Here is a 23,756-nt window from a genome sequence, read left to right as displayed (position 1 = left end):
CTCCTAAGAGCTCATCCGGTATTAGCATGAGTTTCCCCATGTTATCCCAAACTTTAAGGCATATTCCTACGCGTTACTCACCCGTTCGCCACTCGCCACCCATCTAGTAAACTAGACCGTGCTGCCGTTCGACTTGCATGTGTTAAGCATGCCGCCAGCGTTCAATCTGAGCCAGGATCAAACTCTTCAGTTCAATTCCTGTGCTAGATCTCTCTAGCTTTTTTACTTCTTTCTTTTGCACTTCAATCGCTCAAAGCGCCCACACAGTTTGTCTTCTATCTTCTTAATGAACCCGCCCCGTAGGCGTGATGCGTATTCTACTCATCCCTATCTCCTTGTCAAACACTTTCTTTAATTTTTTAAAATTTCCTTCTCTTTAGGGGTGCTTCAGTTAATTAACAGCACTCATTAACCTAGCAAATTTGTTTCAGGGTTTGTTTATAAGAGTTTTTATTACATCCAACAGACTATTTTACATGAATAGAAATAATTTTGAACTACCTGGTCACTTTTTTGATAATCTTATGTTATTTCTTTGTTGCTCAATTCGTTGATAACAACAAAACGTCACATCATAATTGTTCTTATCATCCTGTTTCCGAAAAACCTTTTCTTCGCAATGCCAAATAGATGGATCTAATTTAGGAAAAAACACGTCTGCGTCAAAGTGATGATGAATTACGGTCAAATAAATTTTTGAAGCATAAGGAAGAGTCTCCTTATAAAGCATTGCACCACCAATAATCATTATTTCTGGTTCCGCAGAAGTTAGCGCTAGAGCCTTTTCTAAAGTATCAACTACTTGCACACCCTCAATGGCTGTTGTACGCCGGCTTAGTACAATGTTTTGGCGTCCTGGCAACGGTCTGCCAATGGAATCATATGTTTTTCGCCCCATTATGACCGGCTTTCCCATAGTAATGCTTTTGAAATGTTGAAGATCTGCAGGGAGGTAGCAAAGAAGCTTATTGTTTTTTCCTAAGCCATTTTTCTCATCAATAGCGGCAATTAAACTGATTTTTGTCATCAGATTCCCTTACTTTAGCCATGAAATTAGCCATGTTAACGGCAGCTGTCATGCTACCTAAATCCGCTAATCCAGTTCCCGCTAACTCTAGAGCTGTACCGTGATCAACCGAAGTACGAATAATAGGCAATCCTAGGGTAATATTGACAGCAGATCCAAATCCTGCGTATTTTAGTACCGGCAAGCCTTGGTCGTGATACATGGCAACAAAAGCATCCACTCGTTTTAAGTTCTGAGGAGTGAACAAGGTATCTGCAGGGAAGGGACCGTGGACATTCAGCCCTTTCTTTTTTAGCTGTTGTAGTGCCGGATTTATGATTTCAATTTCTTCTCGTCCTAAATAACCACCCTCACCCGCATGAGGATTTAACCCAGCAACATAGATCTGTGGATTCGCTATAGCAAACTCTTGTTGCAAAGAAAAATGCAATTGTTCAATTACATTACAAATTTGCTGTGGCGTAATAGCATCCGCTACTTTTCGAAGGGGAAGATGGGTAGTGACCAAAGCAACTTTCATCATCTCACAAGCGAGCAGCATCACGACAGCCTTGACTTTACATCGTTCAGCTAAAAACTCAGTGTGGCCGGTGAAGGCAATTCCAGCTTGATTTATCACCGCTTTATGAACAGGAGCAGTCACAAGCGCCGAAAACTCTCCTTGTAAGCATTTATCCGTTGCCAAACTTAGCATCTCAATCACATAAGAGGCGTTGAGGTGATTTAATTTTCCCGGAATCACGGGCGCTGCGCATGGAATAGAAAGCACTGTTAAATGATTAGGTGTGGATAAGACAGGAGCATTGGGTTGATAGTCAATAATTGTTATTTCTTGTTTTAACTCCCTCGCTCTTTGGGCAAGCAACTGTTTATCTCCTAGAACAACAAAGGGTAATTCCCATGCTGCCAGGGCAACACATAAATCAGGACCGATTCCCGCAGGTTCGCCACTACTAATTAGTAATGGCTTCATGCTAGGCTTTTATCCAAAATATTGACATAAGAATCGGCTCTCACATGCTGCTGCCAATTTTGCACCGCTTCTGTGAATTTACGTTGCTGGAGAAACTGTCTCACTTGTTGCCGTTTAAAGGCATCAGAATCATCAATTTTTTTACGCTCTAACACTTCAATTAAGTGCCATCCAAAAACCGATTTTATCGGCTTACTGACTTGATGGACAGGCAAAATATCCATTGCTTTTTCAAACTCAGGTACTAGTTCACCTGGATTCACCCAACCAAGGTCTCCTCCTTTAATCGCGCTTGCAGCATCTAAAGAATATTGTTTGGCAAGAAGAGCAAAATCTTTCCCTGATTTTATTTGTTGATACAAATTATTCGCTTGTTTCATTGCCTCATCCTCAGTCATACTTGCATCTTGCTTTACTAGAATATGACGGACGTGCGTCTTAGTCACTTCATGTCGCTGTTCACCACCATTAACTGCAATAAGCTTGATTAATTGAAACCCATTCCCGGTTCGAATAGGGCCAGCAACCTGCCCCACGCTCATCCTCACTACTCGTTTGGCGAAAACCTCGGGAAGTTCTGCTAAATGTCGTTCGCCTAAATCTCCACCCTCTAAAGCAAATTCCCCACTGGATTCGGCAATAGCTAGGCGATTAAAATCATCGCCATGCTTAATTTTACTTAGAAGATCGCTGGCTTTTTGACGCGCTTTATTTAATTGTTCAGTAGTAGGCTCCTCCGGCAATGGAATAACGATGTTTTGGAGATGGTAGGTTTGCGGGGTTTTATCATTATCTTTAGCATTCTTAAGATAGTCTTCAACTTGCTCGGAGGTTACTGTAATCTCGCTATTTACTGCTTTCTGTTGTACACGACTAATCAATATTTCTTTACGAACATTTTCTCTAAAGGTTTCCCAGCTTAAACCTTGTTTGCTCAGTTCCTCGCGTAGCTGAGTTAACGTTAAATGATTATTGCTAGCAATTTTAGCAATTGCATCATTTAAATCAGTGCTGTCTACGGAAATATCATTTCGCTTTGCGAGTTGTAATTGCAAGTCCACATCGATTAAATGCTGAAGAACTTGTTTGCGCAAAACCTTTTCAGGAGGAAGTTGCATTTTTTTAGCAATCAATTGCTCCTTTAAAACCCTAACTTGCGCATCTAACTCACTGGCAGTAATGACACCATCATTGACAATAGCTACTACCTTATCCAAAGGCTGTGCTGCAACCGTTAATATAGGCAATAGCAGTATAAAAAACCCAATCCGCTTCAACATGCCATTTTCCCCTTTACATTTTGTATGGGCAATTTAGGTGATTCTTAAACAAAATACAAGCAATCTTATTTAAGTTAATCCAAAAATACCCGTATTAATTAGTATTTGTTAATCCTTACCTGTGAAAGATATCATTGTATCCTGGAACATAAGTTCTTATTCTGCTAGAGGGATCACTATTCCCTACAGAGCCAAGTCCTTTTAGCAGAATCTGCAAAAACACGTTGTTATTATATTGGGGTCGCGATAAAGAATCCAAACTTTGAAAAGCCCGTCCTCCGATCAAGCGAACTGCCCAGCAACAACTGTCGTATTGAACGCCAAAAAAGGACATCATTTCATAGCGCTTGCTGATATTATAATTGTAAGCGCCTAAAGTACTCCAATGGGTGCTGAAAGGCCAAGCATAAGCAAAGGTAGCTTGATGTAATGGGTTATTCTTTAAGTTGGTGTACGCCTCTCTGGTCACATCGCCATTGACAAGATAGGTATAGCCTACTCCAATAATTTTATTGTCACCTGACTCGGGTTGATAATGGAAATTAACATGGCCATTATCAGTGGCATGCGTTGCAGGATTCCACACGTAATCTGCCGACAGGACCCAATTGAGACTAAAATGATACTCTCCACGGGCAGCAATAGGCGAGAATTTTTCAGTCAGCGACAAAAGGCCTAAAGTATCAGGATTGTCTTCACAATTATCTGTAAAGCTTTGACATAACTTCACTCTTCTGTCAGCAAAATAGCGTGCCTGACCAATTGAAATATTTGCTTTTTCTCTGCCGGTTTCATCGGATAACCAACGAGAACTTAATGCATAGGAAAGCTGGTTTGCATCACCAATGCGATCAAAACCTGAAAATCGATTATTGCGAAAGAGTTGATCGTAACTAAATATCATATAGCCTGAGTCAAACGCAGGAATTGGGGTCTGATTATGATAAGGAACATAGAGGTAAAAAAGACGCGGTTCTAAAGTTTGAGTAAATTCCTTGCCTCTAAATACGGTTGTGCGATCAAAATACAAACCACCATCAATATTATAACGGGGAATAGAACGATTAAATTCCGATCTCGCTTCAGGAGGCAAATTGCTTAAGTTATAATAATTTTCCACTATTTGAACCGAAGGAGTAATGTAACCCCATGATTTGGATCGCGGGAATGAAAGAGCGGGGTTTAAATGATATCGTGCCCCTTCAGGTTGGAATAACAATTTTGCTGGCCAGAGAAAATAATCAAATTGCCCCTGTAAAGAAAAACTACTGTCGAAAGGCAATTCATCATAAGATCCTTCAGCTGATAATTGAGGCAATCGTTGATAACTATCACCCACTGGCGTTTGATTGATGGGATGCAGCGTTTGGTAACTTTGCAGCATACCACGCAAAAGCCAGTGATCCGTAGTATAAGACAAATCCCCCTGACGCAATAATTGCCTTTCCGTTATGGTTGCCAAGTTAGTACTAAAATCTTGCAAAAAATAATCATCAGAAACCTGATCAATTTTGACATCGAGATGTAAATCCCGCGTAATCAATGTTGAATTTTGGAGTTGAACCGACCACCGATCAGACGACTTTGCCCGTAGCAAGGGGTGCTCGTCTCTATTGTCTAATAAAAACTGGTTAAATGCTCGATCATGGGGTAGGTATTGACCGCGAATCATGCCAAATGATTTTTTTGTTAAATAGCGAAACTCGCTACCCATCATAAAACCTCGCTTTGTGTAAACATGAGGAATTAACGTGGCATCATAATTTGGTGCGATATTCCAGTAATAAGGCCAGGCAAGATCGAAGCCGCCTACATTCGAGGAACCAACCACGGGCATTAAAAATCCCGATTTGCGTTCCTTTGAGGTTGGGAAACTTAAGTAAGGGGTATACAAAATCGGCCAATTACGAATTCTCAATTTAGCATTTCGCGCTACCCCGATTGCTTTGGCATCATCCAATTTGATACTGTCAGCCTCAAGTTGCCAAGCTTTATCTTGAGGAATGCAAGTGGTATACGTCGCTTTTTTTAATAAATAATCTTTGTTGGCAAATCGTTCTATAAAACTTGCTCGCCCCCAAGCAGGCTGGATAGCGCCCCCTTTTCGAACATTGAAACGATATAATACATCCTCAATTTTGCCCGATTTATCTTGTGGATTAATTGTTGCTTTCCTAGCAATCATTAGCCTTCCTGCCTCCAAGTACCGGACTTCACCTAACAATTCTATCTGAGTGACTTTATTGGTTTTGGCATCGCGATACACATAAGCAGTTTGCGCATTAACGATTCGTCCTTCTTGTTGAACTTCGACATTACCCGATAATTCTGAACGCCCTTCTCGGTAAAAAGAAACGTCATTCGCCGAGATACGTACTTCCCCATTTTCCAGAGGAGTAATGGCAACTGGATGATAAAAGCCCCCGCAAAGAGGCAAAGCATTGCTTTGCTGCCACCCCAGACATTGAGCGAATTTTGCCCTATTCTCAGCAGTCAGCTCAACGTCTCTAGCCACAACACAAGCTTGTATAGGCTCAACCATAACTTCCGATGCGTGAGTAACAGCATGATACGCGCCCGCGGCTATTCCTATTGCAGTGATTAGTCCTACAAACAAATAGCGATGACAAGTTATTTTTTCGAATAGTTGAGTAATCGAATCAAAGTTAATTTTCACCGCCACCAAAATACCTTATGATTCACATGCGATAGGGCAGGCCCTATCTGCGCCCAAAGAATTAAGCTGAGGAGTATAGCATGCATGATCGACAAAACGCACTTAGCAAATGGCTTGAGCAAGTTCTCGCCTCATCGCAATTTACTTTAACTCCTCTTGCAGGAGATGCTAGTTTTAGACGATATTTTCGCCTTCACTACAAAGGGATAACTCGAGTTGTTATGGATGCTCCTCCTAATAAAGAAACCATCGAGCCTTTCGTAGCGATCGCTCATTTACTTAGTGCCCATGGTGTACACACACCCCATCTCCATGCTAGCGATAAAAAACAAGGATTTGCTCTTCTTGACGACTTTGGTGATATCTTATTACTTCATGCTCTCTCAACAGAAACTGCCGACAGGCTTTATAAAGCCGCGATGGACACTTTGAATACGCTTCAACTCGGCACATTATCTAAAGCGGCGCAACTACCCCCTTTTGATAAATCGTTTATTCTCTATGAATTGAATGTATTCAAAGAATGGTTTTTGCACGCTTATCTAAAACTGGAACTAACACCTAAAGAAGAAGCACTTATCAATCAGACTTTTGATTGGCTTAGCGAGGAAATCAGGCAACAGCCTCGTGTTTTGATTCATCGTGATTACCACTCACGTAATATTATGCTGCTTGAACAAGCGGATACAATCAAGTTAGGGATAATTGATTTTCAAGACGCGATGTATGGGCCTTTTACTTATGATCTCGTTTCTCTACTAAAGGATTGTTATATTCAATGGCCTCGTGAGCAAGTAATGAGTTGGTTAACTTATTTTTACCAACAATCCTCTATAGCCAAACAATATTCATTGCCAGAATTTATTCGCGCCTTTGATTATTGTGGTTTGCAGCGCCATTTAAAAGTCCTAGGGGTGTTTTCTCGTCTGTACTTACGAGATAGTAAGCCTAATTACTTACGCGATTTACCTTTAACGCTCCATTATGTTATTGCTTGCTTGGAGAGCTATCCACAATTCAATTCCTTTTATCAATTTGTTCATGACAGGATTCGTTTACCATGAAAACCGCAATGATTTTGGCTGCGGGTCGCGGTGAGCGCCTAAGGCCACTTACTGATATTCATCCCAAAGCCCTATGCTTAGTTCATCAGAAACCCCTTATTCAATACCATGTTGAAAAATTGGCAAGATCGGGTTTTGAACGAATTGTTATTAATCATGCACATCTAGGTGGGCAAATACGGCAGCATCTTGGAACCGGCGCACTATGGGGTATAGAAATTTGTTACGCGCCAGAACCACCTGGAGGACTCGAAACAGGAGGGGGAATCTATAATGCGTTACCTTTACTTGGAAATGATCCTTTTGTCACCGTGAATGCTGATATTTTTACCGATTATGAATTTAGCTCATTACACCTCACTAATGGTGCAAAACTGCATCTCGTACTTGTGGATAATCCTTCACATAATGCTAAAGGCGATTTTGGTTTAATACATCAAAACCAACTCAGCAATCAAGGCAAACGGTATACTTACTCTGGGATAGCTTGCTATCATCCTGAAGCCTTTAAACAATGCCACGCGGGAAGGTATTCTGTAGTGGCTTTATTTCATAATTTAATTAAAGAAAATTTGGCTACTGGGGAACTTTACCGAGGCTTATGGGTTGATATTGGTTCAGCAGAACGACTTAAATTAGCTAACGCTTTATTTTTATCTTAAATACTTCGTGTTTATTTGCCATTGCGCGTATGAGCGCGCAATGGATAGGATACTTAGGCCGCTGGAGCAGTGGTAGGAGCCTCTTCGTCCCCACTTGGACTTGGTCCACTTGGGGCCGGTGCTTCTTCGGCTTTAGCCGCCCTGGCTGTGGCTTGTTGAGCCTGTTGTTTAGATTGACTGCTGCGACTTCTTACATTTGCTTCGATTCCATGATCATCAAAGTAATCTTTTAATTCCGTGACCATCAATGTATCGACTGTCTCCGGATCGGCTTTTTTAGGCTTATCCCCTTCATATTTAATTTCACCGTCCTTTGTGGCTTCATAGAGAATATTATTATCCCTGACGATATCATTTTCCGCGAAGAACGCATTGACGAGTTTATCCAATGGCCTAGCTTGTTCACCAGCTATTTTTTGACCATTACTGACAAACACTCGCTTGTAATGGGAATCCTCATCCACACCGAAATCCATTCTGACAGGGCCTTGAACAGTTGCAGCCACTTCTTGGGCTGCTTTATCAGCGACATTCTTGTGCAAGTTCTTAAAGTCAGTTTCTGCAAACTCCCCTTGCCATGCCTCACCATTTGCTGAAGTTTTTAGATGCACATACTCTCTAAAATCTTCTAACTGCCGTTGCATTCCTTTAGCTTGTTCTGTCATACCCAACAAAACCATTCTATTGCTAAAACGATCAACCAAATAGTCAGCACCCTCAGGACTATGCTTAACGCATTCCATAGCGGCTCGTATTGCTTTGGATTCAGGAGCCAACAGTTTTATTCCTGTACCGCGAGTTGTTGTACGTAAAGTAGCTCTAGCCATTTCGAACTCTCACTGCATTGTTCACAAAATACAAAGTTAAAACCCATTATGGAAATAACTTTAGTTATTATAGCAAATCATCAGGGCGTATTGATTATCAACTCTTCTCCTTTACCGTTAAGAGAGAGTAAAGATTTTAGAATAACCCCTCTAATCCATCGGATTTGGAAATGTATCTGCAAGAGAACTAAAACCCTTCTTCTTCACGGAATCAAAAGAAAACTCATCAACCTGAATGGCATCCCAGCAAGCTCTCTCGACGCTAATGAGGTTATCCGCTTCTGCTTGAGATAATTCTCCCTGCGCCACTTTTTCAGCTATTTTTTCTTTCAAAGCACCGAATTTATAACGTTTGAGGTCGTTAATTTTTTTATGTAATTCGTCATGCGTAATAATAAGTTGCAATGTCTGCTCCATTCTGTCAATGGGTTGTTTTGGATCACCGCTTAAAAAAATGAACTTTGACATGCGATTCCGATAATGATTATTCTTCGTCATCAGTTGTGCCAATTGGTGATCAAGTTTGTCACTTGGATAAAGCATTGTTTGGCCAAAAGGAAATGCAACCAACCGCATTAAGAAACCCAATGGCTTTGACGGAAAATTACGACAAAATGCAATCATTGATTTCTGAGCCTGATAGAAACAGTACCTTAACGCCCATTTCGCATGCAATCTCTCATCCGGATTTTCGTTATTTGCTTGATAAGAACGAAGTACCGCCATTGCCATATAAAGGAATGACATTCCATCCGCTAACCTTGCAGACAAACGCTCTTTACGTTTTAAATCTCCTCCTAAATAAATGAGGGACAAATCAGCGAACCAAGCAAAAGCATGGCTTAGACGAGCGAGTTTTTTGTATTCATAATTTAAGTCATTCCCTGGTGCCTCGATAAATAATCCAGCCGTCCAGGCTGAGCAAAATGCTTTGGCAAAATTACGCATGGAATAAATAATGTGTTGCCAAATCAAGGGGCGGAAAGCCTCTTTGTCACCTTGAGATATTGCATAAAATTCGTCTCTTATATAGGGATGACAGGCCATAGAGCCCTGTCCAAAAATGAGCAAATTGCGCGACATGATATTTGCTCCCTCTACTGTAACCGAAATGGGTATGCTTTGATAAAAATCTGAGAGGTAATTGCGCTCACCGGTGACTACAGCGCGCCCCGCATGGATGTCCATCGCATTGTTGATAGTAATTCGGGCAAGCTCGGTATTAAAATATTTGGTGATTGCTGAAGCTACAGAAGGTTTTTTATGCTGATTCACCGCGGCTACAGTTAAAAGACGGGTGGCGTTAACAATATAATTTAATCCTGCAATTTCTGCCAATTTTTCTTCTATGCCTTCAAAATTGCCAATCTCTACTGCAAATTGTCGACGTATTCTGGCAAAAGCGCCTGTCGTTAGGTAAGCCACGGAAGAAGAAGCAGAACCTAAAGCCGGTAAAGAAATTGAGCGGCCAATGGATAAGCACTCAACCAACATTTGCCAACCATGCCCTGCATTTTTTTGACCACCAATAATAGTATTTATGGGAACAAAAATATTCTCACCGCGTAAGGTACCATTCATAAAGGGTTGATCAGCAGGTAAATGCCGGTTACCAATCACTAAATTCTCTGTGTCACGTGGGATCAACAAGCAAGTTATGCCTTCAGATCCCTCGCCTTTCAATAAGCCATTTGGATCTTTCAAATTCACTGCAAGGCCAATTAACGTAGCGACTGGTGCTAAAGTAATCCAACGCTTATTTAAACTGATGTTAAGACCTAAAACCATCTTGCCATCAACTTTCTTTTTAACCACGACTGCTTCAGATTGAATTGACGTAGCATCACTGCCTGCACTGGGTTCAGTTAGCGCAAAACAAGGAATATCGACCCCTTTTGCTAAATTGGGTAAATATTTAGCTTTTTGCTCTTCCGTTCCATAATAACTAAGCAACTCCCCCGGTCCTAGTGAATTTGGCACCATTACTGTGACCGCAGCTGCAGGCGAGCGACTTGCAATTTTGAGCACTACATCCGAATGTGCACGTGCTGAAAATCCTTTACCTTGGTATTCTTTAGGAATTACTAATCCCAAAAAACCCTTTTCTTTAATATAAGTCCAAATTTCCTCTGGTAAATCCCCTGCTTGTTTTATCTTCCAACTGTCAAGCATATTGCATAAAGTTTGAACTTCGTTATCAAGAAACGCTTGCTCTTCAGCAGTGAGTTCTGCAGAAACATTTTTTAGCCTTTCCCAATTTGGAGAACCAATAAAAATATCTTTTTCCAGCCAGGTATCGCCGGCATTTAAAGCTTCTTCTTCTGTTTTTGTCAACTTAGGAATTGATTTACCAATACGATTAAACAAAAAATCACTGACTGCATCGCGTAAAGGTTCAACGTTGACTAACAATACCGCTGCAATAATGACTAACCAGATAACTAATCCGAAAAACCAATTCATACCAATTGAAAAGGTCGCTAGAATAAGATAAATAGCGCTACCTATTTCCCAGGTTAATGCATTCATCCCGCGGTACAGTACTATGAGTGTAAATATCAAATAGACAAGAAACAGCAACGTAGCCATGTCAGCACCTTCCTTTGCTTGGAAAAGCAGTTAAGCTCTAAGTATATACCTGTCTTTAATCATTTTGCGAGTCATAACATGTCGTCCATGAACAGTGAAAAACTGCCTGAATTGTTACTGCGAAAATTCAGAAGGGCCTTCGCTGTGTTCAGAATGGCAGAATTTATAGAATGAGGACTCAAAACCTCGAAGCCCTTCAGAGGGCATTCACTCTCTTTATTGCTATTCTTCAGGCCACATCTTTATTGAGGTAGTTTGCGGGTATTTCATTTGTCGTCCCGAACGTAGTGAGGGATCTCCTTGATGGGGTTATTGCCAAGAGTGGAGGTCCTTCGCGTTGCTCAGGATGACAGTGGTGTTAAGATGTGGATACTCTGCTTCTATACTTTGCACTTTCGTTTCGCATAATTGATCACAACATACGAAACGAATAATGAAATGGAACGAACATGCTCTCCACGTAAATAGCTTTCATGTATCTTATCGATTAATTTATTCGCGTTATTCTTTGCCACGTCGAATTCATGATCAAGACAAACAACAATTGCAGTAAAAAAGGCAATGCCACCTGCTGTCATGCATTCAAAAATATTATTATAGGAAAAGCAATGTTTAACACCATTAATCGTCATTTCAACCAAGTGGAGATTTTCAGGATTTTTCTCGGCTAATAAAGCAATTCGTTCCTGAAGATGTGTAAATTCTTCGATTGAAAGAGGAATTGCTATATAAAAAGCAAATTCATTTGTTATAAGTCTTGTGAGTGCATTTTTCTTGCCTGGAGAAATCTAATTTGTATCATCCCAATTTTGTTCTCGGTACCGATCGCTGGCATATTGTACTAAGCTTGCAATTGAAAATGCCGCCACTAAGAAATAATCCATTTCAACAACAAAATGGGTCAGCCTATTGCGATAGCTTATTTTTACTGCTATGAATCAAACTAGTGCAAACTCTTTATTATAACCTCATGAATACACGTCTGGTTTGGAATTTTGAAATTGATCATCATAACATTCTTCATTTACAACACTTATCGACGCCTCGTGAAGACATCCATTGGGAGGCGCGGTATTTTTGGCCGTCTAATACCACGATTACCTTACATGGCTTAGACAGTAGCTTTTTATCTCTTTCAAATTATAAAATTAAATACCGACAGGATTGCTATTTACTCCTACCCAGCACTCACTTCAATATTAAGCAACGCCGAATGCAATTGCTTTATAAACCTTTACTGGAAGAAAGCGGTATATTGCGCGGCTATGGGAAGAAAATTAATCTTGAAGATTGTTTAGATAATGAAATCCTACCTGGAACCGGAGGACTCTCTGTTTCAGCATTGTTGACCCAATTAAGACAGAACAAAAAAGAAATTCCGGTAGAAAAAGAGGTGTTAATTTATAAATTTCCAACTGCACCAACAATTAAACTTGAGTTAGCACGCCTAACCATCGCCGAGCAAATCTTCTATAGTGTCTGTGTGGAAGGAAAATCCAAAGTCTTCGTTTCTTCCATTGCAAAACACTTGCTGGCAGAACAAGTTTCCTGCGACTATGTTAGTTTTCTTAAACAAACTTTAGCTTATGATGAATAATCTACTCGCCATTATACTCAGCTTTGGCAAAATTGGTTTCATCTCCTTAGGCGGAGGCAATTCCATGCTCAAACTTTTGGAGTATGAAGCAGTTACCAACCGCCACTGGATTGCGCCCGAAGAATTTGTCAGTATGGTGGGTACAAGTTTTCTTTTTCCTGGTTTAACTGCGGTCAAACTCGCTGCATTAATTGGCTATAAAGCAGCGGGAATATTGGGTTTAATCTTGGCGTTAACTTGCTTAAACTTGCCCGGCTTAATTTTAGCTGTCGTGGGTTATCAAGTGTTAAGTGCTAATAATAGCCCAGTAACTCATAAAATCATGGTGAGCGTTCAATACGGGGCACTCGCTCTTTTAGCAGCCGCGTCTTACTCAGTAGCACAAGGAGTAATCGGGGTTTATTATTCACTCCCTATTATGGTGGTCACTGTTTTATTTTTTATCGGACTAACTTATTTCCAGCTTTCGCCGTTTTGGGGATTTATTGCTTTTATAGGGATTTGCTTTTTCCTCGTTAAACCCAGCTAGACTCCTCACTAACCTAAATTGCTAGTATAGCTTTTGCTCGCATTTTTTCAGCGCTGCTGGCAAAATGAAATATTATTTACGCTTTGATCTCCACTGATTTTCATTCCGAGAGGTATAGATTGTGAGCAGTGATTTAGGTAATCCAGAATACTATATCAATCGCGAATTCACCGCATTGTCTTTTAATGAGCGCGTGTTGCAACTGGCAAAAGACGAACGTGTCCCTCTATTAGAACGCATGCGTTTTCTCTGTATTTGCAGCGGTAACTTAGATGAGTTTTTCGAGATTCGGGTCGCCGGCTTAAAAGAAAAAATTGCCCTTCATTCAAGAAAACATTACATCGATGGACTTCAAGCGGATGAAATTTTTGGGCAACTTAGCAAGAAAGTTCATTTACTTACGGATGAACTGTATGAAATCTTCAATAAAGAATTGTTACCAGCAATGAAAAAAGCGAATATCCACTTTCTTTCTGTTGAAGAATGGGATGATGATATTCATCTCTGGGCAAAACATTATTTCAAGAATGAAATTTTACCTATCGTAAGCCCTATAGCGCTTGATTTAGCACATCCCTTTCCGCGGTTATTTAATAAAAGTTTAAATTTTATTATTTCGTTGCGTGGCAAAGATGCTTTTGATCGGAATATCGACTATGCAGTAGTGCATGCACCTCGTTCTTTACCTCGCATGATTCCTTTACCTTCAGAACTCTGTACGGAAGGCGGAAGCTACTTTGTTTATTTATCTTCGATCATTCAAACTCATATCTATCGACTATTTCCCGGTATGGAAATAAACGGTTGCTACCCCTTTCGCTTAACGCGAAATAGTGATTTATTCTTACGCGAGGAAGAAATAGAAGATTTAGCCGTTGCAGTACAGCGTGAGTTATTTACCCGTCACTATGGTCATGTGGTTCGTCTTGAAGTAGATAGCCATTGCCCTGCCGATATCGTTGATTTTCTTCTTCAGAAACATCATCTACATCATGAAGATGCTTATTATTGTGATGGACCAGTCAATCTACAGCGTTACTACAGTGTCATAAATCGCATCGACCGTCCAGAGCTTAACTACCCTCCTTTGACCGTTCAGTACCCGGAATTCATCCACCAGAAACGTAATTTATTTAATGTATTAGATGAGCAAGACATTTTATTGCATCATCCTTACCAAAGCTTTGAGGTGGTGATTGATTTTGTCCGCCAAGCCGCAGCAGATCCTAGCGTATTAGCGATTAAACAAACCCTTTACCGTACCCACTCCGAATCAGTTATGGTAACAGCCTTAGTAGAAGCTGCTCGTTCCGGCAAAGAGGTCACGGCAGTGATTGAATTGCGTGCGCGCTTTGATGAAGAATCCAATTTAAAACTTGCCAACCGATTGCACGAAGCCGGTGTTCTCGTTTTATATGGAGTAATGGGTTATAAGACACATGCCAAAATGACTCTTGTCGTACGGCGTACGCACGGGAAATTAAAGCATTATGTTCATTTGGGCACAGGAAATTATCACGAACAAACGGCAAGACGCTATACGGACTTAGGATTGTTAACCTGCGAACCGACAATCGCAAGCGATACCCAAATGATTTTCCAGCAGCTCACAGGATTAGGTAGAACACCTAAACTCAAAGCCCTTTGCCATTCTCCCTTTACCTTACAAAAAAATTTATTGCAATTGATAGAGCAGTGCCGCCAGGCTGCCAGCGAAGGACAAGAGGCTGAGATATACATTAAAGTGAATGGATTAACTGATAAAACAATGATCCAGGCGCTTTATCAAGCGTCTCAGGTGGGTGTAAAAATCAATTTATTAGTGCGAAGTGTTTGCTGTCTTAAACCAGGCATTCCTGGCATTTCTGATAATATTCGTGTTATATCAATAGTTGGTCGATTTCTTGAACACCATCGCGTTTATTATTTCAGAACCGGAAATGAAGAACGTTATTATTGTGCAAGTGCGGATTTGATGGAGCGTAACCTCTATACACGAATTGAAATCATGTTTCCTATTCTGGATGAAGCCTGTCGTAGACGCATTAAGCATGAAGTATTTAAAAACTATTTAAGAGACAACACAAATGCCTGGGAAATGCAAGCCGATGGTAGCTATAAACGTCTAGGCAGTGGTACATTTAGTGCGCAGGAGAAACTATTAGAGCTGTACGCAAAAAATGGTCATTAAGCCCAGTTCACTCAATCTTTGGCTCCGATAACCATAATTTATGCGCTTTGCCAGGGACTTCACGAACCAAACGAGGCACTAAATAACCTGGCAATAAGCGCTGTAATTGCAAATGAATCGCACAGGCTAATTCTTCGGCCAAATCGAAATGAGCAGCCCCCATCACTTTATCTAAAACATGCAAATAATAAGGCAAAACACCACAACTGAATAAACGCTCACTTAAGTTAGCCAACGTTTCTGCGTCATCATTAATTCCTTTTAAAAGAACAGTTTGATTAAGCAAATGGCAACCAGTCTGACGCAAAGCAGCACACACTCGCTGCACGTTATCATCTAATTCTTGGGAATGATTACAATGCAACACCATCACCTTACGCAGTCGTGTATCAGCAAGCATGGATAATAAAGTCTCATTGATACGTTCGGGCAAGACCACTGGAATTCGCGTATGAAAACGGATAGTGCGTATATGCCCAATGGATTCTAATTGATGTATAAAATCACTCAAGATTTTATCGTTAGCTAATAACGGATCACCACCGCTTAATATGACCTCGAAAATGGTTGAATCTTGACGAATATAATTCAGCACTTCCTGCCAACCATTACGACCAGGATTATTATCTTGATAAGGAAAATGTCGCCTAAAACAATAACGACAATTAACCGCACAAACGCCTGTTAAAGTGAGCAATACTCGACCTTGATATTTATGCATTAACCCTTGTAAAGGATTGGCCGATGATTCGGCAAGTGGGTCAGCAATGTAGTTATCCACTGCTTGCAGCTCTTTATTAACCGCAAGCACCTGCAACAGCAGGGGATCTTGTGGATTTCCTGGCTGCATGCGCGCAGCAAACCCTCTTGGAACTCGGGTTTTAAATTGCTTTTCAGCTACTGTACTGCCTAATTCCAAGGGTAAGGATAGGAACTCTAGCAATTCATTGACGGACGTGAATCCTTGTGCCAGAATTTTTTGCCAAGTCACAGAATAATCTCGCATTCATTAATATCTATTATGAGTGAATCAGTTTCATACCGCTTTTTTTAGCTTAACTTGCTTTAAAACTCGCAACAGATGTACAAAATTGATAAACTGCGAACTCTATCGAAAATGCAATAAAATCTCAACAGTGGAGCACTAATGGCTACCTACAGCACAAATGAATTTAAGAATGGCTTAAAAGTCATGGTGGATAATGCACCGTGCAGCATTATTGATTGTGAATTCGTTAAGCCTGGTAAAGGACAAGCGTTCACTCGAGTCAAAATTCGTAATTTAAAAACCGGACGTGTGGTTGAGCGCACCTTTAAATCTGGTGACACGCTGGAATCTGCAGATGTAGCCGATGTGGAAATGCAATATTTGTATAATGACGGCGAACAATGGCATTTCATGGTTCCTGATACTTTTGAACAATACGCTGTAAGCCAAGAAACATTAGCGGATGCTGCGCAATGGCTAAAGGAACAAGACATTTGTATAGTTACTTTGTGGAATAATGAACCTATACAGGTGACACCGCCGAACTTTGTCATTCTGGCAATCACTGAAACTGATCCTGGTCTAAAAGGAGATACCTCTGGCGGCGGTGGTAAACCGGCCAAACTGGAAACGGGTGCGGTAGTTCGTGTCCCTTTGTTTGTGCAAACAGGTGAACTTATCAAAGTCGACACACGAAAAGGCGAATACGTCTCTCGCGCTAAAGAATAAGTGCCAATTAGCAAGCACTCCATTCAGTTAAGCAATAGTAGGTTGGGCCTTGACCCAACAAGAAAAAACCCGATGTTGAGCCAAGGCCCAACCTACTTTTAACCTATATTTTGCCGGATGCAGGCTACAACGCTAACTTATTAATGGAAGTTACCATCTGCGACCTTCAAACCAACTGCGGTTTGAATAAGCGCGATAACCACGCCAATACCCCACATTACCCCAACCACCAGAATAAAAACTAGTCCAGTAGGGTCGGTACCCATAATACCCAACAGCGTAGACATAATCATTATTGTAACCCGGGGAATAGGAGGCTTCCGATACAGTACAGCTGGAAAGAAATGTTGCAGGTAAAATCATCGATACTGCGATTATTATTTTTTTCATGATCGCTTCCTTGTTATGATCTGCAAATTAATTATATTACATGATTATAAATTAAACAAAATGGAGGGGTAAATTTCCGCTTTCAATGGAAGGACATAACATACAGGCAATGACATAAACCTGAGTATCTGAGCCGCAAATGACGCACACGGTGGCGATCTATGAAGTGCTTCAGGTTTCCTGCCTTGCAAGAGAGACACACCACACCTCAAAATCAATCTCCTTATCTAAAACTGAATTTTGGTTCAGCCAGGTCAGTCATTACCTATATGTTTTATAATAGACCATTAAGCTCTATTTTTGAAATTATTGAACCTATTTAGAAATAAATAGACAAAAATATTTATGCTGAACTCAAGAAAATGAGGTACTGGATTACACTGATGAGCACTTTACTGCTTGCATCTTTAATGTCATTTAAGGATTAATAAATTACTCATGTCATTCTGCGTTTATAGCAATAGCTGGTTTGGAGCCTCTAGTCATTAATGAAGTGACAGAGCAAAAAACCATAATTTATATAGCAAAATTAGCAATGAGCACTATGAACTATTTAAGGATTTATTTAAACCGAATGCTACTCACGCTAATGTTATCAGTTTCCAGTCCTACAAAATTAGAAGCAAAAAGATAGAGCAATTTATTAATTTACTTTGTGAGACTTCCTAGACTAAAGGAGAGAGGCTTTATCAAAAATTGATTCTAAATAAATAAACGTTTAATTTTTCTTGATAAGTCTGGTTATTCATTGATAATGGTTCAAGTATCTGCAGCTCCAATTTTAAAAGCATATTTGATTGACCTACTAATTACACCAATATGGTCTTGTTACCTACCTTATAAAAAAATTAAATCTCTCACGATTAAGCCCCACTTTTGCTTTTTATAGATAATTATTTATGACAAAATGTGCGCTCTCACTTACCTATTGGAGAAAAAATTGCCGATTTTAACCATTGTTGTTCAAGATAATAAGAATATGAGTGATCAGATTCTGATAGAGCTTAAAAAAGGAGCACCCAGATTTTTTACACTTGAAGGCTTACCAAGTTCATCCCCTCAAGACTACGCACGTAAGATGATCGAAGTTAAATTTGTTACAGCCGAAAACTTGAATCACGAGCTGCTTGATGATTTTCCCTATTACAAGATTATGCCTATTACAGATATTTCTTTAGGTTTTTATTTTGATAAAGACACTGTGAATTTAAATGAAATACATTACTTCAAGGCCCTTGCTATCTTTGCCGATGAATATGCGGAATCTAAACGTTCTCTTTTATTAGAGAAATTTCCTAACCGGCAAGCCGTTCTAGAGAACCCATATAGATCTGAATTAAACGAACAACGAATTAAATGGGTCGCAAAGAATAGTGAGCAATTAAGAGCTTGTAATCATTCTTCGGCCCCTACTTTTTTCTCTAAGAAAGAAAGTTCTAATAATCGAGCAAAGTCACTCATTATTGCGGGAAGTCTATTAGGTATGGTTAGTTTCTTTCTATTCTTTTTAGAACCAATATCCGCTTCACTTTTAGCTGTTGCTGCTGTTGGGTTCATCTTTGGTGGACTCGCTAATTACGGCCTTGAAAATCAAGAATACTCTCATAAAACACCTGCAATTTAAATTCATGTAACTTGGAGTAGCGACCCCATTCGTGTCAAAATTTACGCTTCAGAGTCGAAAACTGCCTGAATGTTATGTGCACTCGGGTCAATTATAAACGCAGCGTAATAGTTTTTGTGTATGGTGGCCTAAGTCCTGGTTTATCATTACATTTTCCACCAGCTTCGATTGAAGTTACATAAAACTCCTCAACTTGATCTCTATTTTTTGCACGAAACGCAATGTGGCAAGGTGTCAGTTTATCTTTATTTCGATGTTGAGCAATTTCGAGGTCTTCAGTCCTAGGCCTAATAATAAGTTTGAATTAATATATTTTTGATTTATCATCATGGAATAAAAATGGAAAATTTTTGGAATAATAATGGAAATGCCCGTATACTTTAATCATAATCTAGCAATTTGAAGGTCCTATCATGAACCAACCGCTTTTTAATACAGTATCAGATGACTATATCGGCTTTCATAAAGAAGGTGTAAAAAAAGTAGTCAATTTTTTGAATTTTCATAATAACGAGGTATCAAAGGCTACGGGCCAAACTGTTAAATCAATAAGATATGATGAGAGAATGCCCCGTGAATTGAAAGAAAGACTAGAGGAAATTGGGAATCTTATTAATTTGACGGCTAATTACTTTCAGGGTGATTTAGAGAAGACCACACTTTGGTTTAATACCCGGAACCCACTTTTAGGGGATATGTCTCCTAAGGAAATGATTGCTTTTGGCAGATATGAGAAGTTAAGAAAATTTATTTTAAATGCAATTTCTGGAATAAAGCCTTAAATGATTTTGATACCACCTTCATTAACAGATATCGCTAACATACGAAGGTATAAGCAACAATTTGAATTTATACGAGAGCACTACTATAAAAATTTTATACATTTTCAACATCAACGCGCAAATCGGCTTGAGAAAATTAAAGTTGCAATCTCACAAAATGTTGAAAGATTTGTTTTTGAAAATTGGCACCGAATCATAGATTTGAGGTTTATTGATAATGCTTTATCCTCAATAGGAAGCATTTTGAATGATCCAGGAGGAAGATTTAATATTGGTGATATTAATGAGATTAAATTCCCAAAATTTAAAGCATTATATATAGCGGAAGATTGGATAACTGCATATAGAGAAAAAAACCAAGTTGATCCGAATGAGATCATTGACGGTGGTTTGAGTGCCGATGAGTTATCGATGACGAATAAAAATAGTACGATAGATTTATTAGTTAAAGGCGATTTAGAAATCGTTGATCTCACAAAAGAAAATGCATTATTTGATTTTTATGAAGTTATTAAAGATATCAAGATATCTAAAGATCTGGAAAAAGAGGCTCAAAGATTGAATATTCCAGTTCTTTATCATGTTAAATCGTTCGATGAATTAAAGAGAAGTATTTTACTTAATGAGTGGAGAAACTTACCTGCACAGGTTGATATACCAGCCAATTCACAAATATTCGGTCAATTAGCCTACTTTTCGGGGGTAGAAGGCATCCTATATCCTTCTAAAATGTCTTCAATAAAAAAGTGTTTGGCTATTTTTCCCATGAATTTTGCACACTCTTCTTCAACCATTAGGATACAAGATCAAAATTTACCCCTCACGTTAAAAAATATTGAGTTAACATCTGAGACTTATATGAATTTATAGAATTGGCTTCGATAATTGATGGAACTAGGGGAAGGGCACAGAATATAAAAAATGAAATAGGTCTGATAAATATAAAACCTAGATTTTTTAGAGTAGTGCAAACGGCGGATTCAACGATAAATTGAATCTGGATGGGTTTGATTGGGAGCATTACACACTGAGCAAATGGATTTTTGTCTGAAAGAAAAAACAGGGCTATCGGCGGCATTAGCCTTGCGTAGACAATTAAAAAATCAAGATGCCCTATAATACAACCCTATTAGAGAACTCTCACGATATGCTTTAGAACACAGGATATATTTGCATTCCAAATAGGTTATTGTCTTGATGCGCCCTCGCCATTCTTATAATTGCCTCACCACCAGACTCTTCCCTGTGAGAAGAGACGGATCCTGTTGATTGTTCTTCTTGTGCTAATTCCTTACTTTCTTGCATCAGCGAATCATAATTATCTTGGCTTGCAGAATAAGACCTGCAAAAAAAGCCAAGTCGCTTATTCAGTTTTACCTGATGATCACTTGCTGCCATCTCCATCATTAATGGAAACAAAGAAATGGCTAAAATAATTATCACGGGAATCATCCATGCCACAGGAGACGTGGCGCAAAGAGTAATGGCTATAATTACTCCAATAAATACCACCATGCCTAACAAAACATAAAGGAAATCCTTAGTTCTTCTTGAGCTTTCTTGTTTCTCGAGACGAAGTGTTAGCTCTTGTGCTTTTGCTATAAGAGCGCCGAGTCTCTGCTCGTCAGTTGAGCAATCGATAATTTGATTTATTAGCAATAAAATCCTAATTAAATCTTGTTCCCTATCCTTCATATACCTCATTAAATTTTTATGAACTTTTTCTGCAGATGCCAGCACTAAGTTTAATCCTATCACTTTAAGCTGTATTAATGGGTCCGTACTCTGTTGGTTTCGTGTGATCCAAAAGACAATGTGTTGTTTTAACTCAGTATAAGAATGAGACATTCGTGCATTAGAAGACATAAATTATTCGAGTTCCCAAAATATTATTTCCGCCTATTTTATCTAACTTCTACTACTAGGGTAGATACTTCTTTCAGACTCCAACCCCTAATGGCGTATTTCCTTGCGTTGATTATGTTCTGTAAACTCCCAGTTGGAGTATGAACTAAATCATGAAATTTTTAGATGTTGTCTTTTCTTCCAAAACTAGATTTCTTGACTGCACAGTCACTGTTTCAGCGATAACGCTTTCAAAAAAGAACTGATCTCTTGAATGCCCCACCGATAACGTTCAGAAGTCTGTTACCAGGCTGGATTTTCCTAAGAACCGCGCATGCGGTTTTTTTTCCTGGTTTAGTTAGCGGGCTGCTCTATTAACTCTTGTGGACTTGAAAGCTTCCTTGCATCAACATCAGATTGATAGTTTCCTAAAAGAATACACATGAATTTTGGAATAATTACTCTCTGTTTTTAGACAGAAGAAAATAGAGATTACTTTAGCCACTCATGATTTTCATCGGGAACAAAAATGGTAGTCACATCATGAAATCCCGTAGTAATTAACCAACCATGAGGTACTGCAGCCCGATGAATAATTGGAGATCCAGTCCAAGTCCCATAATCAGGGGCTTTAATTTGCTCCCAGTGAGGATCCTTACTCGGTGCTAATTCCGCATAAGGAACTTGAATATTATCTGCAAACAATAATGAAGGCATTAAAGTTAAAACAAGAAGAAATTTTTTTTTCATTTGTCTCTCCAAAGGCACAATCCCCGACACCACTCGATTAAAATAATGTTTTTGCTGCAGGGAAATCTAGCTGATTATGGGTTGGATTTTCTATTTCTCTTAATTTTTTCTCAGCTAAATCCAGTACTTGTGAGCGAGAAGTGGGTACATCCAATGAGCCCAAGATCTTTTTCTCTGCTTCAATGAACTGCCGTAGTGCCCTCTCTTTTACCGTATCATAAGGAATCTTTAAGATACGCGCTAGCTCACCCACTCTTCTATCATATTTATAAAACATCGCTTCTCCTCCAATTTAAAAGTTGGCAATAATCTAATTAAACGTTTTATTAGTCAAGCACAGTGAGCAAAAATAAATTAGCTTATACAAAAATTGCCGTTATTAGCTATCGGCGGCTTTCGGTAAATGGGCTCTCATGTCATAACAAAATTCGCATAAGCTGGCTTGGCCCAACATGGGTGTGGTTTCTAATAATCTTTTGCTTACAAAAAGAAATTGCATGGAATTTTGAAGTCAAAGCGCTGTTGGGCTAAGGCCCAACCTTTAAGACGTTAGAGAATGAAGTCGTTTCAATCGCGAAAATTCTCAAATTGTAGTGGCAATTTAATATCGGATTTTTTCAGAAAAGCAATGGTGTCCTGCAAATCATCACGTTTTTTTCCTGTTACCCGAATTTTATCGCCCATAATGGAGGTTTGTACTTTTAATTTGCTGTCTTTAATGAGTTTAATGATTTCCTTTGCAGTGGGCTGATCTATCCCCTGTTTAAAAGTCATGGATAGAGTAAAAGTTTTTCCACTATGAACAGGCTTATCTTCGATATCAACACCACCAGTATCCACATTGCGTTTACTGCAGTGATTGCGGAATAAGTCTTCAAGCTGTCTGACCTGAAAATCCGATTCTGATTTCAAAGTAACTGTTAATTCATTTAATTCAATACTGGATTCAACACCACGAAAATCAAATCGAGTTCCTAGCTCTCGAACAGCATTATCAACTGCGTGGCGCAATTCTACTTTGTTAATCTCTGATACAATATCAAAAGAAGGCATGATTTTCTCTTATATTTAGCGAGTAGTAATCGTCTATATTATCTCCTTTTTAGTTCAGATCAAATGAGTAGCGCTATTTGGAGAAAGAAGACATGGCCCTATTTTAAACGATTAGCTCTAGGTGGATTGTATTACCAACATCCCCTCTCTTATACGCAAGTAAATTAAGCGAGTGAAAA

The 23,756-nt window shown here is 39.4% G+C and carries 22 protein-coding genes and 1 rRNA gene; 9 read left to right on the top strand and 14 right to left on the bottom strand.

Annotated elements, in window-relative coordinates:
• The 5 genes from B5D33_RS13510 to B5D33_RS13490 form a co-directional block, all read right to left on the bottom strand.
• Nucleotides 1–193, bottom strand: a 16S ribosomal RNA gene (locus B5D33_RS13510); the annotation flags it as partial.
• Nucleotides 194–505: 312 nt separating this feature from the next.
• Nucleotides 506–1,027, bottom strand: coding sequence for a dihydrofolate reductase (locus B5D33_RS13505; RefSeq protein ID WP_058451089.1), 522 nt, complete (start codon nucleotides 1,025–1,027; stop codon nucleotides 506–508).
• A complete protein-coding gene (pdxA, locus tag B5D33_RS13500; protein ID WP_058451090.1) occupies nucleotides 996–2,000 on the bottom strand; it encodes a 4-hydroxythreonine-4-phosphate dehydrogenase PdxA in 1,005 nt (334 codons plus the stop codon). The genes B5D33_RS13505 and pdxA overlap by 32 nt, the downstream gene beginning before the upstream one ends.
• Entirely contained in the window at nucleotides 1,997–3,280 is a 1,284-nt protein-coding gene (locus B5D33_RS13495; RefSeq protein ID WP_058451091.1) for a peptidylprolyl isomerase, read from the bottom strand. Before B5D33_RS13495 ends, pdxA begins: the two co-directional genes overlap by 4 nt.
• 115 nt (nucleotides 3,281–3,395) lie before the next feature.
• Nucleotides 3,396–5,822: an LPS-assembly protein LptD gene (locus B5D33_RS13490; protein WP_115304984.1), complete on the bottom strand. Its 2,427-nt coding sequence runs from the start codon at nucleotides 5,820–5,822 to the stop codon at nucleotides 3,396–3,398.
• 215 nt (nucleotides 5,823–6,037) lie between these two features.
• Here B5D33_RS13490 and B5D33_RS13485 point away from each other — a divergent pair, with 215 nt between their 5' ends.
• Together B5D33_RS13485 and murU are read left to right on the top strand one after the other, a co-directional pair.
• Nucleotides 6,038–7,021: an aminoglycoside phosphotransferase family protein gene (locus B5D33_RS13485; protein WP_058451092.1), complete on the top strand. Its 984-nt coding sequence runs from the start codon at nucleotides 6,038–6,040 to the stop codon at nucleotides 7,019–7,021.
• Nucleotides 7,018–7,683, top strand: coding sequence for an N-acetylmuramate alpha-1-phosphate uridylyltransferase MurU (gene murU / locus B5D33_RS13480; protein WP_058451093.1), 666 nt, complete (start codon nucleotides 7,018–7,020; stop codon nucleotides 7,681–7,683). Before B5D33_RS13485 ends, murU begins: the two co-directional genes overlap by 4 nt.
• Before the next feature lie 53 nt (nucleotides 7,684–7,736).
• Here the strand turns inward: murU and B5D33_RS13475 are convergent, their stop codons facing one another.
• From B5D33_RS13475 to B5D33_RS13465, 3 genes are all read right to left on the bottom strand, one after another.
• Nucleotides 7,737–8,510 carry a hypothetical protein gene (locus tag B5D33_RS13475; RefSeq protein WP_058451094.1) on the bottom strand — a complete coding sequence of 258 codons (774 nt, stop codon included), beginning with the start codon at nucleotides 8,508–8,510 and terminating at the stop codon, nucleotides 7,737–7,739.
• Between the two features lie 150 nt (nucleotides 8,511–8,660).
• The gene (locus B5D33_RS13470) at nucleotides 8,661–11,099 is read right to left on the bottom strand and encodes an acyl-CoA dehydrogenase (protein WP_058451095.1); all 2,439 of its coding nucleotides are present in this window, start codon (nucleotides 11,097–11,099) and stop codon (nucleotides 8,661–8,663) included.
• A 380-nt stretch (nucleotides 11,100–11,479) separates the two neighbouring features.
• Nucleotides 11,480–11,731: a hypothetical protein gene (locus tag B5D33_RS13465; RefSeq protein WP_058451096.1), complete on the bottom strand. Its 252-nt coding sequence runs from the start codon at nucleotides 11,729–11,731 to the stop codon at nucleotides 11,480–11,482.
• Between the two features lie 338 nt (nucleotides 11,732–12,069).
• Here B5D33_RS13465 and B5D33_RS13460 point away from each other — a divergent pair, with 338 nt between their 5' ends.
• The 3 genes from B5D33_RS13460 to ppk1 all read left to right on the top strand — a co-directional run bounded on the left by B5D33_RS13460 (nucleotide 12,070) and on the right by ppk1 (nucleotide 15,416).
• On the top strand, nucleotides 12,070–12,696 hold the full coding sequence (locus tag B5D33_RS13460; protein WP_065239970.1) for a hypothetical protein: 627 nt from the start codon (nucleotides 12,070–12,072) through the stop codon (nucleotides 12,694–12,696).
• The gene (locus B5D33_RS13455) at nucleotides 12,686–13,225 is read left to right on the top strand and encodes a chromate transporter (protein ID WP_058451098.1); all 540 of its coding nucleotides are present in this window, start codon (nucleotides 12,686–12,688) and stop codon (nucleotides 13,223–13,225) included. The genes B5D33_RS13460 and B5D33_RS13455 overlap by 11 nt, the downstream gene beginning before the upstream one ends.
• A 121-nt stretch (nucleotides 13,226–13,346) precedes the next feature.
• Nucleotides 13,347–15,416, top strand: coding sequence for a polyphosphate kinase 1 (gene ppk1, locus B5D33_RS13450; RefSeq protein WP_058451099.1), 2,070 nt, complete (start codon nucleotides 13,347–13,349; stop codon nucleotides 15,414–15,416).
• Nucleotides 15,417–15,423: 7 nt separating this feature from the next.
• Here the strand turns inward: ppk1 and epmB are convergent, their stop codons facing one another.
• A complete protein-coding gene (gene epmB, locus B5D33_RS13445) occupies nucleotides 15,424–16,422 on the bottom strand; it encodes an EF-P beta-lysylation protein EpmB (protein WP_058451100.1) in 999 nt (332 codons plus the stop codon).
• Between the two features lie 141 nt (nucleotides 16,423–16,563).
• Here epmB and efp point away from each other — a divergent pair, with 141 nt between their 5' ends.
• Nucleotides 16,564–17,133, top strand: a complete 570-nt coding sequence (efp, locus tag B5D33_RS13440) for an elongation factor P (RefSeq protein ID WP_058451101.1) — start codon at nucleotides 16,564–16,566, stop codon at nucleotides 17,131–17,133.
• 150 nt (nucleotides 17,134–17,283) lie between these two features.
• Here efp and B5D33_RS13435 read toward each other — a convergent pair whose 3' ends face one another.
• On the bottom strand, nucleotides 17,284–17,523 hold the full coding sequence (locus tag B5D33_RS13435; protein ID WP_058451102.1) for a hypothetical protein: 240 nt from the start codon (nucleotides 17,521–17,523) through the stop codon (nucleotides 17,284–17,286).
• Nucleotides 17,524–18,463: 940 nt separating this feature from the next.
• On the opposite strand from B5D33_RS13435, the gene B5D33_RS13430 reads away from it, so the two are divergent.
• The 3 genes from B5D33_RS13430 (at nucleotide 18,464) to B5D33_RS13420 (ending at nucleotide 20,799) form a co-directional block, all read left to right on the top strand.
• Nucleotides 18,464–19,147, top strand: coding sequence for a hypothetical protein (locus B5D33_RS13430; RefSeq protein ID WP_058451103.1), 684 nt, complete (start codon nucleotides 18,464–18,466; stop codon nucleotides 19,145–19,147).
• Nucleotides 19,148–19,560: 413 nt separating this feature from the next.
• On the top strand, nucleotides 19,561–19,929 hold the full coding sequence (locus B5D33_RS13425) for a hypothetical protein (RefSeq protein WP_058451104.1): 369 nt from the start codon (nucleotides 19,561–19,563) through the stop codon (nucleotides 19,927–19,929).
• Complete coding sequence (locus B5D33_RS13420; protein WP_058451105.1) at nucleotides 19,930–20,799, top strand: RES family NAD+ phosphorylase; 870 nt, start codon at nucleotides 19,930–19,932, stop codon at nucleotides 20,797–20,799.
• 282 nt (nucleotides 20,800–21,081) lie between these two features.
• Here the strand turns inward: B5D33_RS13420 and B5D33_RS13415 are convergent, their stop codons facing one another.
• From B5D33_RS13415 to B5D33_RS13400, 4 genes are all read right to left on the bottom strand, one after another.
• The gene (locus tag B5D33_RS13415; protein WP_058451106.1) at nucleotides 21,082–21,795 is read right to left on the bottom strand and encodes a hypothetical protein; all 714 of its coding nucleotides are present in this window, start codon (nucleotides 21,793–21,795) and stop codon (nucleotides 21,082–21,084) included.
• Between the two features lie 471 nt (nucleotides 21,796–22,266).
• Nucleotides 22,267–22,524: a hypothetical protein gene (locus tag B5D33_RS13410; RefSeq protein WP_058451107.1), complete on the bottom strand. Its 258-nt coding sequence runs from the start codon at nucleotides 22,522–22,524 to the stop codon at nucleotides 22,267–22,269.
• Between the two features lie 37 nt (nucleotides 22,525–22,561).
• On the bottom strand, nucleotides 22,562–22,801 hold the full coding sequence (locus tag B5D33_RS13405; RefSeq protein WP_058451108.1) for a hypothetical protein: 240 nt from the start codon (nucleotides 22,799–22,801) through the stop codon (nucleotides 22,562–22,564).
• 290 nt (nucleotides 22,802–23,091) lie between these two features.
• Entirely contained in the window at nucleotides 23,092–23,577 is a 486-nt protein-coding gene (locus B5D33_RS13400) for a YajQ family cyclic di-GMP-binding protein (RefSeq protein WP_058451109.1), read from the bottom strand.
• Between the last annotated feature and the right edge of the window lie 179 nt (nucleotides 23,578–23,756).

Origin of the sequence: Legionella maceachernii, from assembly GCF_900167045.1 — a bacterium.
GTDB classification, from domain to species: domain Bacteria; phylum Pseudomonadota; class Gammaproteobacteria; order Legionellales; family Legionellaceae; genus Tatlockia; species Tatlockia maceachernii.
Note: the sequence above shows the minus strand (reverse complement) of the source record. Positions and strands in the feature narration are given on the sequence as shown.

Coding starts and splice junctions, on each gene's coding strand:
- B5D33_RS13425 (WP_058451104.1), top strand. CDS start 19,561: ATGAACCAACCGCTTTTTAATACAGTATCAGATGACTATATCGGCTTT.
- B5D33_RS13505 (WP_058451089.1), bottom strand. CDS start 1,027: ATGACAAAAATCAGTTTAATTGCCGCTATTGATGAGAAAAATGGCTTA.
- epmB (WP_058451100.1), bottom strand. CDS start 16,422: ATGCGAGATTATTCTGTGACTTGGCAAAAAATTCTGGCACAAGGATTC.
- B5D33_RS13495 (WP_058451091.1), bottom strand. CDS start 3,280: ATGTTGAAGCGGATTGGGTTTTTTATACTGCTATTGCCTATATTAACG.
- murU (WP_058451093.1), top strand. CDS start 7,018: ATGAAAACCGCAATGATTTTGGCTGCGGGTCGCGGTGAGCGCCTAAGG.
- B5D33_RS13405 (WP_058451108.1), bottom strand. CDS start 22,801: ATGTTTTATAAATATGATAGAAGAGTGGGTGAGCTAGCGCGTATCTTA.
- B5D33_RS13475 (WP_058451094.1), bottom strand. CDS start 8,510: ATGGCTAGAGCTACTTTACGTACAACAACTCGCGGTACAGGAATAAAA.
- B5D33_RS13465 (WP_058451096.1), bottom strand. CDS start 11,731: ATGACGATTAATGGTGTTAAACATTGCTTTTCCTATAATAATATTTTT.
- B5D33_RS13470 (WP_058451095.1), bottom strand. CDS start 11,099: ATGGCTACGTTGCTGTTTCTTGTCTATTTGATATTTACACTCATAGTA.
- B5D33_RS13460 (WP_065239970.1), top strand. CDS start 12,070: ATGAATACACGTCTGGTTTGGAATTTTGAAATTGATCATCATAACATT.
- pdxA (WP_058451090.1), bottom strand. CDS start 2,000: ATGAAGCCATTACTAATTAGTAGTGGCGAACCTGCGGGAATCGGTCCT.
- B5D33_RS13415 (WP_058451106.1), bottom strand. CDS start 21,795: ATGTCTTCTAATGCACGAATGTCTCATTCTTATACTGAGTTAAAACAA.
- B5D33_RS13410 (WP_058451107.1), bottom strand. CDS start 22,524: ATGAAAAAAAAATTTCTTCTTGTTTTAACTTTAATGCCTTCATTATTG.
- B5D33_RS13435 (WP_058451102.1), bottom strand. CDS start 17,523: ATGAAAAAAATAATAATCGCAGTATCGATGATTTTACCTGCAACATTT.
- B5D33_RS13485 (WP_058451092.1), top strand. CDS start 6,038: ATGCATGATCGACAAAACGCACTTAGCAAATGGCTTGAGCAAGTTCTC.
- B5D33_RS13490 (WP_115304984.1), bottom strand. CDS start 5,822: ATGGTTGAGCCTATACAAGCTTGTGTTGTGGCTAGAGACGTTGAGCTG.
- efp (WP_058451101.1), top strand. CDS start 16,564: ATGGCTACCTACAGCACAAATGAATTTAAGAATGGCTTAAAAGTCATG.
- B5D33_RS13420 (WP_058451105.1), top strand. CDS start 19,930: ATGATTTTGATACCACCTTCATTAACAGATATCGCTAACATACGAAGG.
- B5D33_RS13455 (WP_058451098.1), top strand. CDS start 12,686: ATGATGAATAATCTACTCGCCATTATACTCAGCTTTGGCAAAATTGGT.
- B5D33_RS13400 (WP_058451109.1), bottom strand. CDS start 23,577: ATGCCTTCTTTTGATATTGTATCAGAGATTAACAAAGTAGAATTGCGC.